We start from the raw sequence: 20778 nt of genomic DNA, 5'->3' as shown, positions 1-20778 counted from the left end.
CAACAGTGCCATACCGATATTTATAGTCAGTATTATTCATATGACAGAATGGCTGAAAATCCCATCCATCTTTACTATCGCTCCAGAGAGAGCAATTAATATGGCGAATAAAGAGCAGACTAGGTCACGCGGAAGGTTTTTAACTTGGAAAACGATGGCGAGCTCATAATGGTTTTGACTCCTTCGTCGCTGATTCCAGTGTCAAACATCAAGAGGGTTTCGATATTGGTGAGAGTTTTTGTATTTGCCAGGGCTTTTACGGAATCCTGATACAAATAGTTTCTAGCGATATTTAAATGCTTAACGCGCTGCAGGGACTTCGATTTTGCTAATATTTTGATTCCTTTAGCCGTCACATTGGTCCGGTAAAAATTAAGTTTTCGCAAATTGGCAAAGGTCGCGGATTTTGCCAGGGCGATCAGGGTGTCGTCGCCCACCTCATTTTCCTGAAGAATCAGGACCTGCAGTTTATTGAACTCACCTGAATTGGCAATGGCTAACCCACCCTCCGATCCCATATTGTTGAAACGAAGATCCAAAAGAGACAGGTTGGACGCAAAACCAGCTTTGGCTATGGCGGCGGTCCCGCTGTCGGAAATATTATTATCGCCGATATAAAGCCGTTTCAATTTTTTCAGACGATCACAACCGGCCAAAAGGATGGCGCCTTTATGGGTCAGGGAGTTTTTGGTCAAGTCCAGGTTCTCAACTTCTCCCAGTTTATCTGACAAAATCAAAGCCTCCATGCCCTCATCGCCGATGAACTTGCCATTCAACTCGAGCGAATCCCCATCTTCGGACAGGCCTTCGGTTATCAGCCTGTCTATATACACCAATTTAGCCGAGGTGATCATTTTACTTGGAATCCATTTTAAGATTAATGGCGCAACGAAAGCCGATATCGTTGAACCCACGGGAAAAAGGATAACTCCAATCCCGGTATCCGGTTTTCATGGCCATTATACTGTCGGACCAGGAGCCGCCCCGGCGGACCTTCATTTTACCGTCAATGGGTCCTCTGGGATTATACATAATTTCTCTGAAATAATAGCGGATTGAGAACCAATCGCTCACCCACTCCCAGACATTGCCCGCCATGTCATAGATTCCGTTCTTATTGGGGGCGAAGCTGCCCACGGGAGTGCCCTTATCCTTGAGCTTCAACCCTCCCCGCGCCTGTGGCTGTTCCGGGTTAAAATCCGGCCCCCACGGGAATTCACAGCCATTTTGCCCCTGCGCCGCCCGTTCCCATTGCGCTTCACTCGGCAAAGATTTTCCTTTCAGATGGCAATAATCCGCCGCTTCATACCAACTGATTTTGCTCACGGGACAATTATTGCAATGAGAAAACTGACTGCGGCGGAGAAAATGCTCAGGAAAAACCATTTCAAACTTTTCATTGGTAAGTTCATACTTATCGATCATGAACGCATCGAGATAAACCAGATGAGCCGGCGACCCATGTTGAGGACCAAATCGGTCACACCCTCTTTTATAAGTCCCAGCCGGAATGAGAACCATATCCTCAGGAACTTCTCCTATCCTGGAGGTGGGTTCCGAATGCGCGGCCACGGGAGCTATAAGTAACAGGCAGAATATGAAATATCCAAATAAATGCACAAATAAAAAGCCGCTGGGATAGGGGTCAATTAATATTAACAACTCATGCTTTCAAATTTTCCAGAATAGCGAGTGTGGCTTTGGATTGATTCAGAGTGTAAAAATGAATTCCCGGCACGCCACTCTTTAAAAGTTCATCGCATTGAGTGGTAGCATGCTCGACCCCTATCTGCCGGACGGCAGCGGCGTCTTCCTGGTTCTGTTCCAAACGTTCCATAAGTTCCGGAGGAATGGAGGCCCCACACATTTTAGTGAACCTTTGAGTTTGTTTCGCATTGATAATCGGCATAATGCCTGGAATAATGGGCACTTGAATACCGCTGGCACGCGCCCGCTCAAGAAAATCAAAAAAATACCGATTATCGAAAAACAATTGCGTCACAATGAAGTCGGCTCCCGCGTCCAGTTTTCTTTTAAGATTGTCCAGGTCAATTTTTAAATCAGGACTCTCTATATGTCCCTCAGGATAACCCGCAACCCCTAAGCAAAACGAATAGTGCTTGCGAATAAAGCCCACCAACTCACTGCCAAAACCAAAGCCATTTTTTGTTTTTACAAAACTATCCTCTCTCTTTGGTGGGTCGCCTCTCAGAGCCAGAATATTTTCGATCCCATCTTCTTTCAGCCGATCTAAAATACTCCTGATTTCATCGGTGGTGTGGCCCACACAAGTCAAATGAGCCATGCCCTCCAAGCCAATTTGATGTTTGATCCGCCCAACCAAATCAAGAGTTTTTGTCCGCGTACTGCCACCCGCCCCATAAGTGACGGAAACATACCCAGGGTTCCAGGATTTCAGGTTTTCAATGGTTTGGAATAATTGTTCAAATCCGTCATCAGTTTTTGGTGGGAAAAATTCAAACGAAAATGGATGCAAACCCTGCTTCAATATCTCACTAATTTTCATAATGTTATTTCAAATAATTAAAAAAAACTCCCTTAAAACGAAAAATATCAACTTTTCACATCGCAAGGGATTGGGCTTATTCAATACAATGCAGCCATTGGATAAATATAATAACAGGAAACAAAAAATCGACCAATAAATAGTAGAAACTTCGGGATAGTGAAACCTTGTAACTGGAAGGGGTGTGAACGTAGAGACCTAATAGATATCAAATTTTTTCAAATAACCAACAAAGGTAACAACGTTGACTAATTCGACAGGCTCCTCCTCGATAAACCGGATGGCCTCATCGGAAAAATACCCCGTAGTTATAAAAATTCCACGCGAAGCGCCCTCACCTTTCACGGTATCCAGGAATCCTTTTACTTTCATTATATCAACGGTTCGATTGGGAGGATCAATGATGCAGAGGGCAAGGTAGGTTCCACCGATAACTGGAGTTTCATCATTCATGAATATCTCCAATTCATGGTCGGTTGCCCAAACGGAATGGACGTATTCCAAGTTAAACTTTTTCAGAAATTCGAGGCATTTCTCTTTGAAAGCGTCGGGTTCAATCAGGTACAGGGGTTTGTCTTCGGGGTTGGCATAGTGAATCTGCTCCACAGGGGGAGGTGGAGAGGTGTTTTTCAGGAAAAGGATGAGAACCAATCCCAAAACGATAGCACCGAATGCAATTATAAATATGCCCACTTATTTTATCATTTCATCCCAGATTTTTTCTTTCTTACCTTCTTTGATATGCCGGTCATGAACAATCATTTGTTTTATGGCAACCCAAAAAACCCACGCCACAAACAATAACATCGTTCCGATAGGGATATTATCCGGCTTGGTGGCAATCAATAAAAAGTTTTCTAATCCAGAATTTTCCATAATTTATTCTAACCGAGATATTGAAACATTAAAATCTATAGAGATATTTTACCCTAATTTAGGCGATCAAACAAATTCTATTCTATGGGCTCCTCTTCCTGATCCTCGGATAAATCTTCCTCCTCACCTTCAGATCCAGCATCATCCTCAGCCCCGGATTCTACGGCGCCATTGCTACTACCCCCACCGCTTGCTTCATCACCGAGAACCCAATCAAAATCGACATCCGCCAAATTATAAGCAATGATAAAATCCTTGACCGCATCAATCTGTTGATCGACATTTCCAACGGTTTTCAGCTTATCAAACTTTGTCTTGACCAAATACTCATTACCCTTCTTATCCCAGTGAGCCGGCATTTTGGTCCAGGGAATCAATTCACGGGTGTCTTTCAGCCAGCGAGGAATCCAATCTTGTCGCAACCGTGCACTGGCAATGGAAAAGTCAATGCCCTTTGCCCCTTCATCATGGCACTTTCCGCAATCCATATAATTGACGATTCCCGCACCTGTTTGCACGACGGATTTATCTTTCCTGATGTTAACCCCGGCCTCGTAATTAATTTTTTGAGGCGCGAGCGCTTCAAAGTAGGCAGTGAGATCGCGTACTTCTGTATCCGTCAGATTGAATGTGGGCATTCGTACTTTCACCCAGCTTCTGACTTCTGTTGGATTTTTCAGAAAGGAGAATAACCACGAGCCTTTAATTCGTTCCCCCACGTGATACGAACCATAATCGAGCGGCGGAGGATATTGAGCTGTGCCACTGAGATATTTCTGAATACGGCCGCCTTCACCCTCGACGTGGTGACATCCTTTACAATTGTATCGATCTATGAGACGACGCCCTGTTTCCAGGGTTTTCTCTTTTTCTGTCAATACTTTACGATATTTCTCAGGAACTTTGGTTCCATTGAACCCTTTAAGAAGAACCACAAGCGCATCAATATCTTCTTCAGAGAGGTGAAAATTAGGCATCTTATCCAGAACTCTTTCGGTCCTGAATGTGCTCGGCTCTTTCAATTTAGCCCTTACCCATGACTCCCAGGTATGTGGGATATGAGCATCGCCAAACTCAAGCTCCAGAATAAGTTTTCGCCCGAATGCGGACAATTCCGGTGCAATGCGCCCTTCATTTTCCATTCCCTTGATATCATGACATGCAAAACATCCACGCGCACGAACCACGCTCTCGCCATGCTCAATCATTTTTGGATGATTCAGCCGGGCCGCAATTCCTGCAATGTGCTTCGGTTTGCCAAACTGCATCAGATACGCTGCAATATTAGACGCTTGACCCTTGGTAAGCCTGAGGTCTGGCATTTTACTCTTATCATTATAATGAGTCGGGTTTCCCACCCAACTGACCAACCAGTCCGCATTGACCTTGCTTCCTATATTACTCAAATTGGGAGCAAAGGACTCTCCCTTGCCGTTCAACTGATGACAAGCCAGACACCCGACACCTTCAAATTCCTTTTGCCCTTTTTCAGGGTCACCGGACTCTAATTTATAAGAAGGCTTATAGGCCTTATCCGATACAGACAGAAGATAGGCTGTGACACCAAGAGCATCTTTATCATTGAAACCAAAATCCGGCATCCGGGTTTTGGGTAAATACTCTCTGGGATTCTTGACCCAACGATACAACCAACTAGGATTTACTTTAGATCCAACTCGCAACAGACTGGGACCTACCTTGGCTTCCTGAGAATATCCGTCAGCCAGATGACATCCATGACAACCCAGTTTCACGAATAAGTTTTTACCCTTAGATAAAACCGGGGCGCCCTTAAGGTTTAAAACCTCCGCATGGCAATTCCTGCAATTGGATTCCATGAACTTTCCTTGCAGTATAGGCTCATTGATCTCGGCGGTCTGATCCGTCTCGTGATGAGATCCGTGGGCGTCTTCCGCAGGTGCGGTAGCAGTACCCTGCCCTAAATGACACCAGGTACAACCGGTTCTATCCGGTGGATGATTATCTATCAAACCTTCCAGGTTTGGGTGAGTTTTAAGAGGGTTTTTAAAATCCTTGTAATAATTATCCTTATAGGAGGTATGACAGGTCATGCATCTGTCAACCCGGTAAATAATTTCAGAAAAACTATTGATGCCGAAACCAGGAATAACCGTCTGCAGAACTTCCGCAGGTCTCCAGATAAAAGGGAAGGGTTTGTAATAATCCATGGTCAATTGGATTTGCTCTCTCTTGAGGGTCAATCCCTTTAACTCTTTCTCCAAATTGACGTATTTTGCCTTAAATTCCATCAAATTGGATTCTGCCAGGTCGTATTTCTTTTGCTCTATTGCAACCTTCGGATCCCATTGCTTGAACTCTTTTTCCAGGGATTTATAGGTCGCTAGCTGAACATCGTAGTTTTCGCCGCCATGCAATGCTTTTTTATAATAATAATAAGCCTCATCCAATCGACTTCCGGTAAACTTCTTCTCTTCCTTGATCTCAGCAAGGGCTACCTGAGCCACACTCAGCTGATCCACCAAAGTCTGGTACTCCTTGGAGTCCTCCAGCTTTCCCAGTTCCTGTTGCAAGCCCTCTTTAATCTGGTTTTCTTTGGAGGCAAGATCGCTATTTGTTTTCTTCCAGTCGCCCTCGGCTCTTGCATACTGAACCTTGAAATATTCCTCCTGGTGTTCCTTGAACCCGCGCCGGGCATACTCGTCATCCCAAAGCGCCCAAAGGGTAACCAACAGCGCGGCCCCCGAAACAAGGAAGAACACAAAGCTAAAGGAAACTTTTTCTACAGGAATGTAACCTTCATTTTTCTCTTGATCGTCCAATGATCTAACCCTTAGAAAATTCTAGTTAAACATTAAACCAGGGAGTCACCCAGATATATTTGATGTTAAAACCCAGGCGTAAAACAATTTTAACCACAATCCCTATCATTATGAGCACCAGCTGGATCTTCAAAAACATCCGAACAAAACCAACGCTTTTGAGAGCTTTTCTTTCCATAAACATGTAAATGCCAGTGCCTACAGCAAAGTAGCCCAAAACCACCACGCCACCGAAAAACATTGCCATATTGTAGGAACGAACTCCAAACGCATAAGGCAAATCAACACTTACCAGCGCTACTACCTTATGCGGGTCCCAAAATTGCCAGGGCATGAACAGGTTCCACCCAGGGCCTCGTAGAAAAACCCCCATAATAATCAAGGCAATCCATAAGACTAAAAAGCCAAAACTATAGACCCATATCGCAAATTTTCTCTCGGTATAGGTGTAGTAGCCGTTACCTTTGGGATTAACATCCAGATAGGGAATCAACATGAGGCCGACAATGATCAGAACCGGCGCGACAACCCCTGCAAACCAGGGATCAAAATATACCAGGATGTCCTGCAAGCCCAGGAAGTACCAAGGGGCTTTGGATGGATTGGGTGTTTTGGTCGGGTTTGCGGCCTCTTCAAGAGGTGCGTCGATAGAAATAGACCATACAGTCAAAAGCAGTATGGTAATTATGGCGCAAAGAAACTCTATCCGCACCAGATAAGGCCAGACATGGACCTTTTCGGCAACCGCCTCTATTTTTTTCCTGGCAGGCTCAGCCATAAAACAAATCCTTTCCCATTAACTCAAAATTGCATACTGGAAAATTACAGGGGACCTGATATTCCACCGTCTTTTCTTATCCGCCAGAAATGTACTATCATTAAAGCGCCAGCAACCAGTGGGATAAATATACAATGCAACACATAAAATCTTAGAAGCGCAGGAGGCCCGACAACACTACCTCCTATCAATACCGACCGGGCATCGTACCTCGGGCTGACTCCAAATACAAATTCCTGAAATGGCCCCTCATGTCCAAGAAACGGGGTGGCGCGAGCCATATTAGTTCCGACTGTTACCGCCCACATTGCCAATTGATCCCAGGGAAGGAGATATCCTGTGAAACTCAGCAGAAGGGTAAAAGTAACGAGGAATACGCCAATGACCCAATTGAACTCCCGGGGCGGCTTGTAGGAACCGGTCAGAAAAACCCGGAACATATGCAACCAGACAGTGATCACCATCGCATGTGCCGCCCAGCGATGCATATTCCGCATCAACATCCCGAAGGGCACGTCATACTGCAAATATTTCATATCGAAATAGGCATACTCACCCACCGGGCGGTAATAGAACATCAGGATCACGCCCGTGACTACCGTTGACAAAAACAGGAGAAAAGTGATCCCTCCCATACACCAGGTAAATTTGATGCGCAACGCATGCCGGTGAATCTTGACGGGATGCAAGTGCATCCAGACATTACTGGCAATTTGCAGAACCCTATTCCTCGGCGTATCGGCATATCCATGCCGAAACGAAGAGGTCCAAATCTGGGATTCTGTAATTGATTTAGCAATTTCGCCAAAAATCTTGCCGCTTTTAATCTTATTCATTATTTCGGCGATATTTGGAATTTCAGGTTGTTTTGTTGCCAAAACTTTAACCCCCCATAAAAAAAAGCAATGAACTCAAGCTAAAACTCAAGGTCAACGTAAATTTAAAAAAAATTCAAACTCTTAACTTGGCTTCGGGTTTGCCCCACTCATCTTTTTCGTAAAGAAACTTTTTGCTTTTATCAATTTCAATCTGGCCATCCGGGCCCAGCGAAATTTTCAAACGCTCCAATGCTCTGGGTGCCGGACCTTCAAAGTTAACGCCGATTTTGGTAAATCCGCTTCCGTGACAGGGGCATTTGTACTTACTCTCTGTTTTCAGCCACCTGGGCGTACATCCAAGATGGGTGCAAAGGGCAAAAATAACGTAAATCCCCTCTAAATCGCGAACGATCCATACCCGTTGGTCTTTAACCCATTTCGTGCTCACTTCGCCAACCGTGTAATCACTGGGCAAACCTGCCTTAAATATGGGAGACGGTTCGAACAAAACCCTGGGAAAAAGAAGGCGCAAAAAATATGCTGATGATAATCCCAGGGCGCCTAAAAAACTCGCCCAACCCGCCAGCGAAAAAAAATCTCGGCGGGAGTAAAGATTATCGACAACAGCTTCCTTGCTATCTTTTTTTCCTTTGTCTTTTGCCGTACCAGGCTCGGGTTTTTTTACTTCGGTGGTTTCAGCCATAATAAAACCTGATTATTCAAGTGGATGAATTATAAAAATATGGGTTTAAGCGCTAGCTAGATTTAATCAAAGAGTTGGTTTTTAACATAATTGAAAAATCGAGTCAAGACAAGATGTTAAATCAGTTTTTTCCTTAACTATTTATTTTCGCAGGGCTTCAACACAAGCCCTTGCCGCCTCCCTAACCCCCAACAACTGGGTGGAAACCCCACAAGACAGACTTGCCAGTGAATTTACCGGCAAACCTTTTTTTATGGCTAATAATATCAAAGGGATAATTTCCGATGCATGTCTTGAAACGACTTGTCCGCCGATGACACTCTTGGAGGATTTATCAGCAACAATTTTGATAAACCCTGAAGCATCCGCACGGATCAGAGAATAATCCAGCTGATCTTCATTGCATCTTCCCTCCACCGCCCGGAAACCCTTGTGATGGGCGGTGCCAGCATAACAACCTACGGTAGCAACTTCAAGGCTGGTATAGACAATTCGGGGAATCCAATCTTTGTTGAGGTGCGCTTTTTTCCCCAAAGCATTTTCCGCAGCAACCCTTCCTTCCTCTTCAGATAGTCCGTGAAACCCACGTCGCCCTGTAACACTTCCAACAGCATATACCCCGCTTAATGTAGTTTCCTGTTTCTCATTAACCAGGACTTGCCCTTTTTCTCCAAGACGCAATCCCAGTATTTCAGTGTCCAATCCCTCAACGCGGGGTTTTCTGCTTGTATTTAAAATAATGGTTTGGACTGAAAATTTCACCCCTCCATCCAGGGAGATATCGATAGCATCCGTATCTTTAAAAATTGAAATCACTTTTTTATTAAGAAGAAGCTTAATTTTTTGCCTCTTCATCTCGCCTTCAATTGCTTCTATGACATCCGGGTCCTGTTCTGGAAGCAGACGGGGAGCCTCATCGCACAAAAAGGTTTTACTACCCAATTTATTGTACAAGGCGGCCAATTCACACCCACCGCCATCACCGCCTAGAATCAAAACACTTCTCGGCACTTTTCCAACATTAAATACATCATCAACAGAAATGATCCGCTCTTCATCAAATGGTATCGTTGCCGGGGCTTCAATACCGGAGCCGGTAGCGAGAATAATTTTTTGGGCTTTAATTATCTTTTCTTCATCAGCACCCTGGACCCGGATCTCATTGGCCCCAACCAACAAGCCCTCCCCAATCTCGATATGGACTCCTTTCGCCTTGAGAGTCGATTCCCACTTCTCTGTAACCGACTGAGCGAACTTTCTCGTTTCTTCAAATAATTCTGAAAAATCGTCTGTTTTATTCTCAGTCTCTTTCCCCTCTGACCTCTGGAGTCGCCTGTTGAACCCGTTTCTCTCCAATTGACTCATCATGTGCCGATAGGGATACAGGCCCTTATGAAAGCACCTGCCCCCTATGGTGTGATTTTCTATCAAACAGACTTTGGCATTCAACTCCGCCGCTCGTTTCGCCGCAGAAATGCCTGAAATGCCTGCCCCTATAATAGCAATATCAAATTCAACCATAAACCAGAAATCTTCTTTTTAAAGGGAAACGCGAGATATTAGACCATACTTGCAACGCTCGGGATACTTTGAAGCGCACGACCCAACAGAATAGAATAAGGATGACTTAACCTCAACCCATGTGGAGAACGCCAGCAAGGGCGAGAAGAACCAGCCCCACCGAAGCAATGATTGCGTGGGCTGTAACATTGGCCCTTCTGCTGAGGGGAATGATTAAGGCGAAGTAAACAAATACAAGATAATTTAAAAGGCTGTTTTTATCTTGATAAAAGTGGTTCCACCCAAGAAAGCACAAATAGCAAATAAGGACAGAATAAAATACGTAGCGGTGAAGATTGTACCGCTTCTTTCGCATATCTGCAGGGAGCATACTGACTCCCACCATGACATTGGAGACTGTCATCAGGAGCGCGCAGAATATGAAAAGAAAACCTGGATTGAGAAATAAATCTTCTAGGGTCGTGATGTGCATGGGAGAACGGCGCCTGATTCCCTGCACCGAAGAAAAATTTATAGTTTTTAAAACTATGAATCTTACAAATTATAAAAACCGAGATACTGCCTGTCCGTAGAAGCTAACTGATAAATGCCCGACACTCTTTCGTAAAGAAACTTTATGGACACCTCTGAAAATTAGTTTATTACGGGAAATCGAACATGGCACAAGGATTTCTTATATCGGTGGCACGGGCTTTCTAGCCCGTGCGGACAGGCTGGAAAGGCGGAATTAAATTCCGCACTTCCGTATAACCTTTAAGGGCAGGTCGCCTGTCCCACTATAACAAAGCCATCTCCTTAAATTAACGATTAGGAACATTTAGTCTATTTTTAGAAATGCCCTTATGAAACTCCCAGTCGTCTATGGCCTTCCGAGAACCATCACTCTGCAATTTCCACTTGATTCCTCCCCTTCCGCTTGGCCACATACAGAGCTTTATCTGCTCTTTCAAACAAGGAGAGTTCTGTGTCCTCTGGCTGGACACAAGCAACACCAAGGCTCACCGTGACTTTCATATTTTTTTCTTTATCAATGTAATAATCTTTCTCAACTCCCTGACGAACCTTTTCTGCCAATTTTGCGGCATTTCCCAGGTCGGCTCCGCCTAAAATGACAACAAACTCCTCTCCTCCATACCTAAACACCAAATCTGAAGCTCTAAGACTCTCTTGAACGGATGCGGCAACGGATCTCAAAACCCGATCACCTGCCTTATGCCCATATTGATCATTAAATTTTTTAAAATGGTCGATATCGATCACCAACAAGCAAAAAGGTTCATTCACTCTGGAGAACTCACGAATCATTTGGCTGATTTTCATGTTATAGGCATTTCTATTCAGCACGTTGGTGAGAGCATCCACGAGCGCTTTGGCTTCCGTTTGCTCTAGTTTGGATGATAGAGATTGAGTGGTCCTTCGGTATTCGTTCAATTCCTTTTTAATGGACTGGGAGCTGATTCTTACTTTTTTAATTTCCGCGATGATCCCATCTTTAAGCGCCAAAATATCATCAATATTCCCTGCGGCCTGAATTTCTTCAATACTCAACTCCATTTTCTGATCAAAATCTATGGTAGTTGATGTAATTTCCTGGATAGCGCCGGTGAGATCAAGAACAATCTGTTTGACCGTATCGTTTTTTGTTTCCAGGAAACTGACTTCCAAATGCTGGCGAGAGAAAAAATCTTCAATATCTTTTGCGAGACCGGAAACGGGTTTGGGGCGAGTCACTTTTTTAACGACCGTCCCCAGACTCTCCAAATTCTCACAGAGAGCATCTTTTTTGGGGATCAGTTTGCAAATTCCTTCGATACAAACCATGAGCAGTCGGGAGATTCGCTCATTGAATTCCTTAGTTGCGGAATTTTCCACGGGTACTTTCTTTTCAGGTTTCGTATTTTTCCTGAACATGTCCATGATCACTTTCCGGCTTAAAAGGCGGGCTCCAAAAAGATAAAAAAGAGATTCAATTCATCGCTAATGATGAAATTAAATTGATGAGCCAGAATCAGAAAATACAACCAAAGAAAATGAATGCCGATGGGGAGATTCGAACTCCCACGGATCGCTCCATACGCCCCTCAAGCGCACGTGTCTACCAGTTCCACCACATCGGCACTTTCAATAAAACCAGTAAACTCTATTTGGAGGGAAGAGGCTCAACAGGTGCTTCCTGGCTCTTAACAGGCTGTTCAATACCTTGCATGATCGATCGAGAATCCTTTTTTGTTGAAAGTATCGCCAGCGTTAACGAGGTCACCATAAACAAAATGGCCACACCTGTAGTCAACTTGGTCAAAAAGTTTCCAGCGCCACCACTACCAAACATCGTCTGGCTACTTCCACCTCCCAATCCTGCCCCCATAGCCGCCCCTTTTCCAGCCTGCAAAAGTATGGCAACAATTAAAATTAACGCTCCAATAACATGAAAAACAGTAATGACTGTCTGCATTAGCAGTGAAACCCTCCCATTTTGGGGTTAATTGGCGAAATTGATAATAGCGGTAAACGATTCAATATTCAGGCTTGCAGAACCTACCAAGACCCCGTCAATATCCTTTTGCCGCAACAAAAGTTTGCTGTTTTCAGAGTTAACGCTTCCGCCGTATTGAATTCTTATTTTATCGGATGTCGCTTCCCCAAATTCTTTTCCAATAAATTTTCTGGCAAAGCAATGAACTTCTTGAGCCTGATCGGGAGTCGCCGTTCTACCAGTGCCAATAGCCCATACCGGCTCATAAGCGATCACAAGATTTTTCAGATCGGTAGCGTCCAACCCCTGCAAACCTATTTTCAGCTGAAACTCCACAACCTCCTGAGTTTGAGCCCGCTCCCTTTGCTCCAGAGTTTCTCCTACACAAAAAATAACCTGCAATTCATTTTCCAGAGCGGCTTTGATTTTTTGATTTATCAAAGCGTCATCCTCGTGAAAATAATGCCTGCGCTCGGAATGCCCAAGGATGACAAACTGGCATCCCGCATCTTTTAGCATTGCCGCGGAAATCTCCCCGGTCCAGGCGCCCTTGGGTTCAAAATAAATATTCTGACCCGCAAGTTGTATTGATGAATTTGTTATCAGCTTTCGTACGACACCCAAGGCAGTATAAGGTGGTGCTATAATAACATCAACTCCTTGAGGAAAACCTCCGCATTCTATCAGTTTTTTGACGAAATCCTCGGCTTCGGATTGGAGCATGTTCATTTTCCAATTCCCGGCGATGACAGGTCTCCTCATGCCATTCTATAACCCTTTATTGATAATAAATTTAATCAAATCCTTAACTCGCGAGGAATAACCCCATTCATTATCATACCAAGCCAGAACCTTGACCATCCTTTTATCAAGAACTTTTGTAGAAAGACTATCTACAATAGATGATGAGCTATCACCGTTGAAATCGACGGAAACCAGAGGGCTGTCCTCCACACGCAGGATATTATTTAAACGGTGGGCGCTCTCATCCCTGAAGAGTTGATTTACTTCTTCCGCAGTGGTGTCCTTTTCCGCCTCGATAACCAGGTCCACCAGTGACACATTGGGTGTCGGAACACGAATAGCCATTCCATCCAGCTTGCCTTTAAGTTCCGGCAAAACTAAAGATACCGCACGTGCCGCGCCGGTGGTCGTCGGAATCATCGACAGATTTGCAGCCCGTGCCCTGCGCAGGTCCTTGTGCGGTAAATCCAGAATACTCTGGTCATTGGTATAAGAATGAATGGTCGTCATCAAGCCCCTTTTAATTCCCAATTTCTCATGCAGAACTCTGACCACCGGGGCCAGACAGTTGGTTGTACACGATGCATTGGAAACAATCTGGTGCTTGTCCTTATTATATTCCTGTTCATTCACGCCCAACACAAGAGTCACATCCGGATCGGTTGCAGGAGCGGAGATGATCACCTTTTTGGCGCCGGCTTTAATATGCTTTCCAGCGCCGGCGCGGTTGGTAAAAAATCCCGTGGATTCTATGACAATATCCACCCCCAGGCTTTTCCAGGGAAGCTTCTCCGGATCGCGCTCGGAAAAAATCTGGACTGATTTACCATTAACAATTAAATTATTTCCCTCGACTGCCACTTCGGCTTTGTTTAAGCCCTGGACGGAATCATGCTTGAACAAATGGCCAAGGGTGTTAGCGTCTGTCAAGTCATTGATGGCAATGACTTCAATATCATCGCATCCTTTATCATTAAGGATACATCGGTGAACATTTCTGCCGATTCTCCCGAATCCGTTAATAGCAACCTTAATCGACATTATTTGCACAACCTCCTATAGACCTAAAATACAAAAAAACACATTCACAACAACCCAAATTCCAAACCAGAATTTTGGGACATTGAAAATTGGATTTATGACTAGAAATTAACAGAATTGCGGATTTTTGCGATAAAAAACCTAACCATCGTAAAAAGACAGTCCCCGGGCAGGGTCCCTTCAAGGAAAAATCATGGAAAAAGGACTAACCTCCTGCTTTCTTGGGCAGATTATGCAAAATTTATAGACCCAAGTCAACAATTACCTTTTAGTTTATCGGGAGTTCCGATAACTTAAGTCCTGATGTGATTTTATTTACAAAGGGGAATTGTTCTACTCTACTGCTACCTTATCGGGAGACTCTACGATGGACAAAGAGGAGAACAAAGCATGATCTGTTGCTTCATCCAGTTCTAAACAGCTTTCCACATGACTGACAATCTTGGAAAATTCATCGATCAATGTTTTTTCTTCAATAGTGGTTGTTGCTAATTCATTTTCCAACCTGCCCACATCATTTACAATTTTCTTGCCCATTTCTTCCAATGCTTCTTTTTTTTTAAGGGCTTGAAATCTCCTTTGCATAATGTCGGTTCGCGATTCATTGAGTTCAGTTTTTAAATCATTTACCGAAGCCAGGTTTTCATCCAATTTATCAAAACTGTGTTTTAAATTTTCAAGAAATTCCCCTCTTCGGCTCGCTAACCTTTCTCTAAGTTTCTGACCATCGGACCCATTCGGGGATGAAGTAATTGAGTTTTCAAAATTTTCAGCCCCCAACCCCTTTCCATCCAATCCAAGCCCCCGCAACAGGCGTTCATATTGATCGGTAAACTTTCTTTCATCATCATCCAATTGTTTGAGGTTTGAAATTATTTTTTCACTATTGCGATCATATATTTCAATATTTTGGTTAACCTCTTCCAGTTGAACAAGATTGTCTTTTAATTTAATTTTTAAATCTTCAAACTTCTCTTCAAGGCTTTTTCCATATTTTTCCTTAAACTCTAAAACCCTTCTAAACGTATTTACAATACGGTCAAACTCACGGGAAACGATCAAAGCCTTCTCTCTAACCGCGATATTTTCTTCCGCTATGTGAGGATCTGTCTGGTTCATTACCATGAGTATATTTATCCGTCAATTTTTTGGCAATATATAACTAAAAGAACTCAAAGCAAATTTTATGCCGTTTCCAAAAATTCCTACTCTTACCCTAAACATTAAGCACTTGTCTAAAATTTATCAACTGTTTGAACAGAATGTTGACTGATGGCCTGAATCATTTCCCTAACGGCCTTTTCGATGCCGCAAAAAACCGCACGGGACACAATGTGGTGACCAATATTCAATTCTTCGATCTCGGCAACAGCGGCAATGGGCCGTACATTTTTATTGGTCAATCCGTGGCCCGCAAACACTCGCAATCCCAGCCCGGAAGCCTGGTTCGCGGCCCGGCGGATTTTTTTCAAAGCCTCCTCAACTTGTCCTTTATCCCTGAATTCCGAGTAAGCACCCGTATTTATCTCAATGCTATCCGCTCCGACTTTTGCCGCCGCCTCGATTTGCCTGGAATCTGGGTCCACGAATAAACTGAATAAAATTCCGCATGCTTTCATTCGGTCTTTCATTTGAATTAGATTTTCCAGCTGAGAACACACGTCCAAACCACCTTCTGTAGTTATTTCCTGCCTTTTTTCGGGAACCAGGGACACCTGATAGGGGCGCGCCTTGAGAGCAATCTGCACCATTTCTTCCACAGGCGCCATTTCAAGGTTCAATTTGGTATTTATGGCCGAGTGAATTCTTTCCAGATCATGATCCTGAATATGCCTGCGGTCTTCCCGCAAGTGAATGGTGATGCCATCCGCTCCCGCTTTCTCCGCCAGTAGAGCGGCAACAAGAGGATCGGGTTCCACGGTTTTTCTGGCTTCCCGGAGTGTGGCCACATGGTCCACGTTAACAAACAGTCTTGTCATGATTCTTCCACTCCACTATCTTTCATTTATTCATTCATTATGGCGAGGGCCACTTTAACAGCCCGTCCCGTTGCCTTAACGTCATGGGTACGAATGATTGTCGCCCCATTCAACACGCCAATGGCCGCCGCAGCCAATGATCCTTCCAACCTTTCCTTCGCAGGAAGATCTAGAGTCTCGCCGATAAACGACTTGCGTGAAACTCCTAAAAGAATGGGCTTCCCCAGCTCCTTAAACTCTTCCAAGCGACGAATCAATTCCAGATTATGGGATCGGGTTTTTCCAAAACCTATTCCGGGATCTATCACAATTTTGTCGATCCCGGCACTCTCCGCCAATTCGATGCTTTTCTTTAAATAACTTCTGACGTCTTCAATCAAGTCGCTGTATTGAGGCTGGTCCTGCATGGTCAATGGGGTTCCACGCATGTGCATGAGGATCACCCCTGCCCGGTGTCGGGCGATGATTCCAGCCGCCCTCTCATCCCCCTGCAACCCGGTAATGTCATTTATAATACTCGCTCCCTCTGATAAAACGGCATCAATCACGCGTGGTTTGTAAGTATCCACGGAAACTGCAACATCAAACCGTTTACAAATTTCGGAGACGACAGGGAGCAACCGTTCAAGTTCCACCGCTTCAGAAATGGGTTGTGAGCCGGGGCGGGAACTTTCAGCGCCAATATCTATAACACTGGCACCTTCCTCAATATGACGCTCAGCGAGTAACAACGCCTCTCTATCAGAAAAAGATCGGCTCCCTTCATAAAAGGAATCAGGAGACAGGTTCACGATTCCCATTAGAGCGACGGACCCGTTAGTCCCACCCTTCTGAAATGAAAAGGACATAATATTTTGCTATGTTCTCAGAATTTTAATTATATTGATCTTGAGATTATAAGCTTGAACCGTTTTTTTGACAAAAAAAACTCCACTCCCAAGTCTAAACAGATCTTGGAAATGGAGCCAAATTGAGTAAACGCTTTTGGTATCGGAAACTAGTTTCTAACCATTAAGCAGGGTGTGGGTCTGGCAGACCGCCGCCACTAACGATATCTCCGGTCCCTCCCGATCGATCCTGGGATTCTTTCTTTAGGTCCACAAGGGGGGGCTTTAGGTTCGTAATTCCCTCACCATTATTGCTGGTGTCGTCCGGTTTTTTACCCTCAAAGATCTCTAGAATTTCCTTGGCGTCCAGGGTTTCACGTTCCAACAAGGCTTCCGCAAGACTTTCAAGTTTAGCTATGTTTGTAGTGATCAACTCATGGGCTTTGTTATACCCCCCCATCACCAGGGCCTTCACTTCCTGGTCTATGAGTTTGGCAGTCTGGTCGCTGAAATTTTTCTGCGAGGAAAAATCCCTTCCCAGAAAAACCTGTTCCTCCTTGTGCCCATAGGTCAACGGACCCATCTTATCGCTCATGCCCCACTCGCAAACCATTTTACGCGCCATCTCGGTGGCCCGTTCGATATCATTGCCCGCCCCGGTGGTCATTTGGCCCAGGCAAATTTCTTCAGCCAGTCGACCCCCCATCAGGATGGCAAGCGTATTGTGAAGATAGGTTCTGGGGTACGTGTGCCGTTCATCCGTAGGCAATTGCTGAGTGACACCTAAGGCTTGCCCACGAGGAATAATCGTTACCTTGTGGATGGGGTCCGTTCCCGGCAAAAGAAAGGCCACCAGAGCGTGACCTGCTTCATGATAGGCCGTAGTCTTCTTTTCCTTATCGGAAATCACCAAACTCCGCCTTTCCACTCCCATCAGCACTTTATCCTTGGCATCCTCAAAATCCACCATGGTCACAGATTTCCTATCCCGACGCGCCGCGAGCAAAGAAGCCTCGTTCACCAGATTGGCAAGATCGGCGCCTGTAAAGCCTGGCGTCCCACGGGCAATGACCTTGAGATCCACATTGTCATCAAGGGGCACGGTCTGGGTATGCACTTTAAGAATTGCTTCTCGTCCCCGAACATCGGGCCGACCGACCACCACTTGCCTGTCAAACCGACCAGGACGCAATAAAGCCGGGTCCAAAACGTCAGGACGATTAGTGGCCGCTATCATGATGACGCCATCGTTATTTTCAAAACCATCCATTTCTACCAGCAGTTGGTTCAAAGTTTGTTCGCGCTCATCATGCCCGCCACCAAGACCCGCCCCCCGGTGTCTACCTACTGCATCAATTTCATCGACAAATATAATGCAAGGGCTGTTTTTCTTCCCTTGTTCAAAAAGATCGCGTACACGCGATGCACCGACGCCGACAAACATTTCCACAAAATCTGACCCGCTGATGCTGAAAAACGGCACATTGGCTTCACCGGCAATGGCCCGTGCCAACAAGGTTTTTCCCGTTCCAGGAGGTCCCACCAGCAGAACTCCCTTGGGAATTTTTCCTCCCAGTTTGCTGAATTTCTGCGGCTCCTTCAAAAACTCAATAATTTCCTGAAGCTCTTCCTTGGCTTCCTCAACCCCGGCCACATCTTTAAATGTGGTGCGGTTTTTAGAATCGCTCAATAACCGCGCCTTGCTTTTGCCAAAAGAAAGTGCCTTCCCACCGCCGGACTGCATCTGCCGCATGAAGAAAATCCAGATGCCCAGCAAAAGAAGCATCGGGAACCAGGATATCAGGATATTCATATACCAGCTGGTCTGCTCGGGAGGCATCACAACAATGCGCACCCCCTTCTCTCTTAGAATTTTGATTAAGTCCGGGTCACGGGACGGAGTGATTGTTTGAAAAGAACTTCCATTCATCAATTTTCCGCTGATATTGTCACCCTGAACCACCACTTCCGTGATCTCACCCTTTTCCACCTTGCCCATAAAATCGCTATAAATGATTTCAGATTGGTTGATGATGGGTTTATTAAAAATATTAACCAGGCCTATCAGAATGAGTCCAATGACCAGCCAAAGTGCTAAATTTCTGTAAAATTGGTTCAAAACTTTCTCCTTTTGAAGAAAATACTGTCTGCTATTCAGTAGTAATGTTACCACATTCCTGGAATATGGGGAGGGGTTTATTCATTAAGAAACGTGGTGATCCCCTTTGTCCCCTTCTATATGAAGAATATTTTTTGTTTTATCGGTGACTCGGAATTTTTCCGAAATTCTTTTTCCATAAACCCATATAATATCGCCCATCCGGGTTGTCAAGATGGGAATCGATTCTCTTGATTCCCTGGGAATTTTTTCATCGATAAAAAAGGCCTTCAGCTTTTTTCTTCCTGTCATTCCCAGAGGAACAAATCGATCTCCAGGCCGGAAAAATCGGGTCTGGATACAGGGTCCGGTTTTATCGTAATCTAAAAATGCCCGCCGGGAAAAGTTGTCGCGGTCCGTCCAATTCCCAAGGGTGAGAATCTTTGCGTGCAGGTTGATGCCGACTTTTCTGATATTGGTAGATCCTGGAATAACCAGTTCCGTCGAATAGAGTTCATCCTTTGAAGTACTTGCTGACTGTCTTTTGGAGTTTTTCTGAAACTTAACGCCAACCGGCCCCCTGACTGCGGTTAATCGATCAGGAAGGTTGATGCTCTTCCCTTTCATGGAACTCTGAAATAATCCAATAATTTGCTGAATATGACCCGTGGAGATACGACTCAAGTTTCCCTGAACACTGAAAAGAGCCTGTCTCACCAGACGCTTTTGATAAGCAGGGGGCTGCTGGTTGAATTGTTCCCGATTGAGTTCGACCTCTTTTCCCTCCATCCCAGGGACGGCAATCCTCTCATATATAAGGCGGGTTTGCTCGTCAAGACAATGATCGTCATCGCGAATGATTTGTGCCATTTCCAAAAGGTTGGATTTAATATTCTCATTGTAATTTTCAAGGGTCGGAATTAATTCGTGTCGAATCCGGTTTCTCAGGTATTTTTTACTGGCATTGGAGCTATCTACCCTGCTTTCCAGGCCCCGGTCTGCAAGATAGCCTTCTATCTCCGTCCGGGTGCAATCAATCAAAGGCCGGATGATTTCTCCCCGGCTTTCCGGCATTCCCCCCAAACCTTTCAAGCCGCTCCCACGAATGAGATTGATCAAAATAGTTTCTACTTGATCATCCGCGTTATGACCCAGCGCCAATTTCGTTGCCTCGGCACGCTTCAGAGTGGATCGCAAAAACCGATAGCGGAAAATCCGGGCGGCTTCCTGAAAGGAAGTTTTTAAAATTTCCTTCTCCTTGAGAACATCAATCTTTTCGATGTATGTCTCTAGTCCCAATTTTTCGCCAAGCTCTTTCACAAAGCGAGCGTCTTCCTGCGATTCCTGTTGCCGAGCCATATGATCCATATGGGCAATACAAAGATCAATCTCGAACTCTTCCCTCATATCATTCAAAAGGTACAAGAGGGTGACCGAGTCCGGCCCACCGGATACAGCGGTGAGGACCCTATCTCCAGGGACAATCATGCGAGAAATCGCAAGCCTGGCTTTATCCAGAAAATTTTTCATAAATCTATTAACGATGAGGACGGGGATTAAAGCAAGAAAATCGACTTCAACGGCTCAATCTT

General features: G+C 44.8%; 19 protein-coding genes and 1 tRNA gene. All 20 read right to left on the bottom strand.

All coding sequences use genetic code 11. The annotated features are described in order from the left end of the window. Positions 1 to 119 precede the first annotated feature (119 nt). A complete protein-coding gene (locus tag O3C58_01940; protein ID MDA0690625.1) occupies positions 120 to 854 on the bottom strand; it encodes a hypothetical protein in 735 nt (244 codons plus the stop codon). 1 nt (position 855) lies between these two features. Continuing rightward, on the bottom strand, positions 856 to 1662 hold the full coding sequence (locus O3C58_01935) for an SUMF1/EgtB/PvdO family nonheme iron enzyme (GenBank protein ID MDA0690624.1): 807 nt from the start codon (positions 1660 to 1662) through the stop codon (positions 856 to 858). A 1-nt stretch (position 1663) separates the two neighbouring features. Further along, on the bottom strand, positions 1664 to 2527 hold the full coding sequence (metF, locus tag O3C58_01930; GenBank protein ID MDA0690623.1) for a methylenetetrahydrofolate reductase [NAD(P)H]: 864 nt from the start codon (positions 2525 to 2527) through the stop codon (positions 1664 to 1666). A gap of 198 nt (positions 2528 to 2725) precedes the next feature. Further along, positions 2726 to 3220 (bottom strand): restriction endonuclease, encoded by a 495-nt coding sequence (locus tag O3C58_01925; protein MDA0690622.1) that lies wholly within the window; start codon positions 3218 to 3220, stop codon positions 2726 to 2728. After that, a complete protein-coding gene (locus tag O3C58_01920; GenBank protein MDA0690621.1) occupies positions 3221 to 3403 on the bottom strand; it encodes a hypothetical protein in 183 nt (60 codons plus the stop codon). Positions 3404 to 3480: 77 nt separating this feature from the next. After that, positions 3481 to 6204 carry a c-type cytochrome gene (locus O3C58_01915; GenBank protein ID MDA0690620.1) on the bottom strand — a complete coding sequence of 908 codons (2724 nt, stop codon included), beginning with the start codon at positions 6202 to 6204 and terminating at the stop codon, positions 3481 to 3483. Between the two features lie 25 nt (positions 6205 to 6229). Further along, positions 6230 to 6982, bottom strand: a complete 753-nt coding sequence (locus O3C58_01910) for a cytochrome C (protein MDA0690619.1) — start codon at positions 6980 to 6982, stop codon at positions 6230 to 6232. A 44-nt stretch (positions 6983 to 7026) separates the two neighbouring features. Next, entirely contained in the window at positions 7027 to 7860 is an 834-nt protein-coding gene (locus tag O3C58_01905) for a cytochrome b N-terminal domain-containing protein (GenBank protein ID MDA0690618.1), read from the bottom strand. Positions 7861 to 7933: 73 nt separating this feature from the next. After that, on the bottom strand, positions 7934 to 8503 hold the full coding sequence (locus O3C58_01900; GenBank protein ID MDA0690617.1) for a Rieske 2Fe-2S domain-containing protein: 570 nt from the start codon (positions 8501 to 8503) through the stop codon (positions 7934 to 7936). A 141-nt stretch (positions 8504 to 8644) separates the two neighbouring features. Further along, complete coding sequence (locus tag O3C58_01895; GenBank protein ID MDA0690616.1) at positions 8645 to 10024, bottom strand: NAD(P)/FAD-dependent oxidoreductase; 1380 nt, start codon at positions 10022 to 10024, stop codon at positions 8645 to 8647. An 879-nt stretch (positions 10025 to 10903) separates the two neighbouring features. Beyond that, positions 10904 to 11941: a GGDEF domain-containing protein gene (locus O3C58_01890; protein ID MDA0690615.1), complete on the bottom strand. Its 1038-nt coding sequence runs from the start codon at positions 11939 to 11941 to the stop codon at positions 10904 to 10906. Positions 11942 to 12059: 118 nt separating this feature from the next. Next, positions 12060 to 12141 (bottom strand) — tRNA-Leu (locus O3C58_01885). Between the two features lie 23 nt (positions 12142 to 12164). Further along, positions 12165 to 12476: a preprotein translocase subunit SecG gene (gene secG, locus O3C58_01880; GenBank protein MDA0690614.1), complete on the bottom strand. Its 312-nt coding sequence runs from the start codon at positions 12474 to 12476 to the stop codon at positions 12165 to 12167. Positions 12477 to 12503: 27 nt separating this feature from the next. After that, entirely contained in the window at positions 12504 to 13259 is a 756-nt protein-coding gene (tpiA, locus tag O3C58_01875) for a triose-phosphate isomerase (GenBank protein ID MDA0690613.1), read from the bottom strand. A 6-nt stretch (positions 13260 to 13265) separates the two neighbouring features. After that, positions 13266 to 14282, bottom strand: coding sequence for a type I glyceraldehyde-3-phosphate dehydrogenase (gene gap / locus O3C58_01870; GenBank protein ID MDA0690612.1), 1017 nt, complete (start codon positions 14280 to 14282; stop codon positions 13266 to 13268). Positions 14283 to 14615: 333 nt separating this feature from the next. Further along, the gene (locus tag O3C58_01865) at positions 14616 to 15407 is read right to left on the bottom strand and encodes a hypothetical protein (GenBank protein ID MDA0690611.1); all 792 of its coding nucleotides are present in this window, start codon (positions 15405 to 15407) and stop codon (positions 14616 to 14618) included. A 110-nt stretch (positions 15408 to 15517) separates the two neighbouring features. After that, positions 15518 to 16261 (bottom strand): pyridoxine 5'-phosphate synthase, encoded by a 744-nt coding sequence (locus O3C58_01860; protein ID MDA0690610.1) that lies wholly within the window; start codon positions 16259 to 16261, stop codon positions 15518 to 15520. A 26-nt stretch (positions 16262 to 16287) separates the two neighbouring features. Further along, positions 16288 to 17109: a dihydropteroate synthase gene (gene folP / locus O3C58_01855; GenBank protein ID MDA0690609.1), complete on the bottom strand. Its 822-nt coding sequence runs from the start codon at positions 17107 to 17109 to the stop codon at positions 16288 to 16290. A gap of 163 nt (positions 17110 to 17272) precedes the next feature. Then, the gene (gene ftsH / locus O3C58_01850) at positions 17273 to 19207 is read right to left on the bottom strand and encodes an ATP-dependent zinc metalloprotease FtsH (protein MDA0690608.1); all 1935 of its coding nucleotides are present in this window, start codon (positions 19205 to 19207) and stop codon (positions 17273 to 17275) included. An 84-nt stretch (positions 19208 to 19291) separates the two neighbouring features. Next, positions 19292 to 20716 (bottom strand): tRNA lysidine(34) synthetase TilS, encoded by a 1425-nt coding sequence (gene tilS, locus O3C58_01845; GenBank protein ID MDA0690607.1) that lies wholly within the window; start codon positions 20714 to 20716, stop codon positions 19292 to 19294. Between the last annotated feature and the right edge of the window lie 62 nt (positions 20717 to 20778).

This window comes from Nitrospinota bacterium (genome assembly GCA_027619975.1).
Classification (GTDB): Bacteria; Nitrospinota; Nitrospinia; order Nitrospinales; family VA-1; genus JADFGI01.
Note: the sequence above shows the minus strand (reverse complement) of the source record. Positions and strands in the feature narration are given on the sequence as shown.

What these genes read in the sequence shown, in the direction of transcription:
- tilS (MDA0690607.1), bottom strand. Translation starts at nt 20,716, where the DNA reads ATGAAAAATTTTCTGGATAAAGCCAGGCTTGCGATTTCTCGCATGATT.
- O3C58_01865 (MDA0690611.1), bottom strand. Translation starts at nt 15,407, where the DNA reads ATGGTAATGAACCAGACAGATCCTCACATAGCGGAAGAAAATATCGCG.
- secG (MDA0690614.1), bottom strand. Translation starts at nt 12,476, where the DNA reads ATGCAGACAGTCATTACTGTTTTTCATGTTATTGGAGCGTTAATTTTA.
- gap (MDA0690612.1), bottom strand. Translation starts at nt 14,282, where the DNA reads ATGTCGATTAAGGTTGCTATTAACGGATTCGGGAGAATCGGCAGAAAT.
- O3C58_01895 (MDA0690616.1), bottom strand. Translation starts at nt 10,024, where the DNA reads ATGGTTGAATTTGATATTGCTATTATAGGGGCAGGCATTTCAGGCATT.
- O3C58_01900 (MDA0690617.1), bottom strand. Translation starts at nt 8,503, where the DNA reads ATGGCTGAAACCACCGAAGTAAAAAAACCCGAGCCTGGTACGGCAAAA.
- O3C58_01890 (MDA0690615.1), bottom strand. Translation starts at nt 11,941, where the DNA reads ATGGACATGTTCAGGAAAAATACGAAACCTGAAAAGAAAGTACCCGTG.
- O3C58_01910 (MDA0690619.1), bottom strand. Translation starts at nt 6,982, where the DNA reads ATGGCTGAGCCTGCCAGGAAAAAAATAGAGGCGGTTGCCGAAAAGGTC.
- tpiA (MDA0690613.1), bottom strand. Translation starts at nt 13,259, where the DNA reads ATGAGGAGACCTGTCATCGCCGGGAATTGGAAAATGAACATGCTCCAA.
- O3C58_01860 (MDA0690610.1), bottom strand. Translation starts at nt 16,261, where the DNA reads ATGACAAGACTGTTTGTTAACGTGGACCATGTGGCCACACTCCGGGAA.
- O3C58_01920 (MDA0690621.1), bottom strand. Translation starts at nt 3,403, where the DNA reads ATGGAAAATTCTGGATTAGAAAACTTTTTATTGATTGCCACCAAGCCG.
- folP (MDA0690609.1), bottom strand. Translation starts at nt 17,109, where the DNA reads ATGTCCTTTTCATTTCAGAAGGGTGGGACTAACGGGTCCGTCGCTCTA.
- O3C58_01940 (MDA0690625.1), bottom strand. Translation starts at nt 854, where the DNA reads ATGATCACCTCGGCTAAATTGGTGTATATAGACAGGCTGATAACCGAA.
- metF (MDA0690623.1), bottom strand. Translation starts at nt 2,527, where the DNA reads ATGAAAATTAGTGAGATATTGAAGCAGGGTTTGCATCCATTTTCGTTT.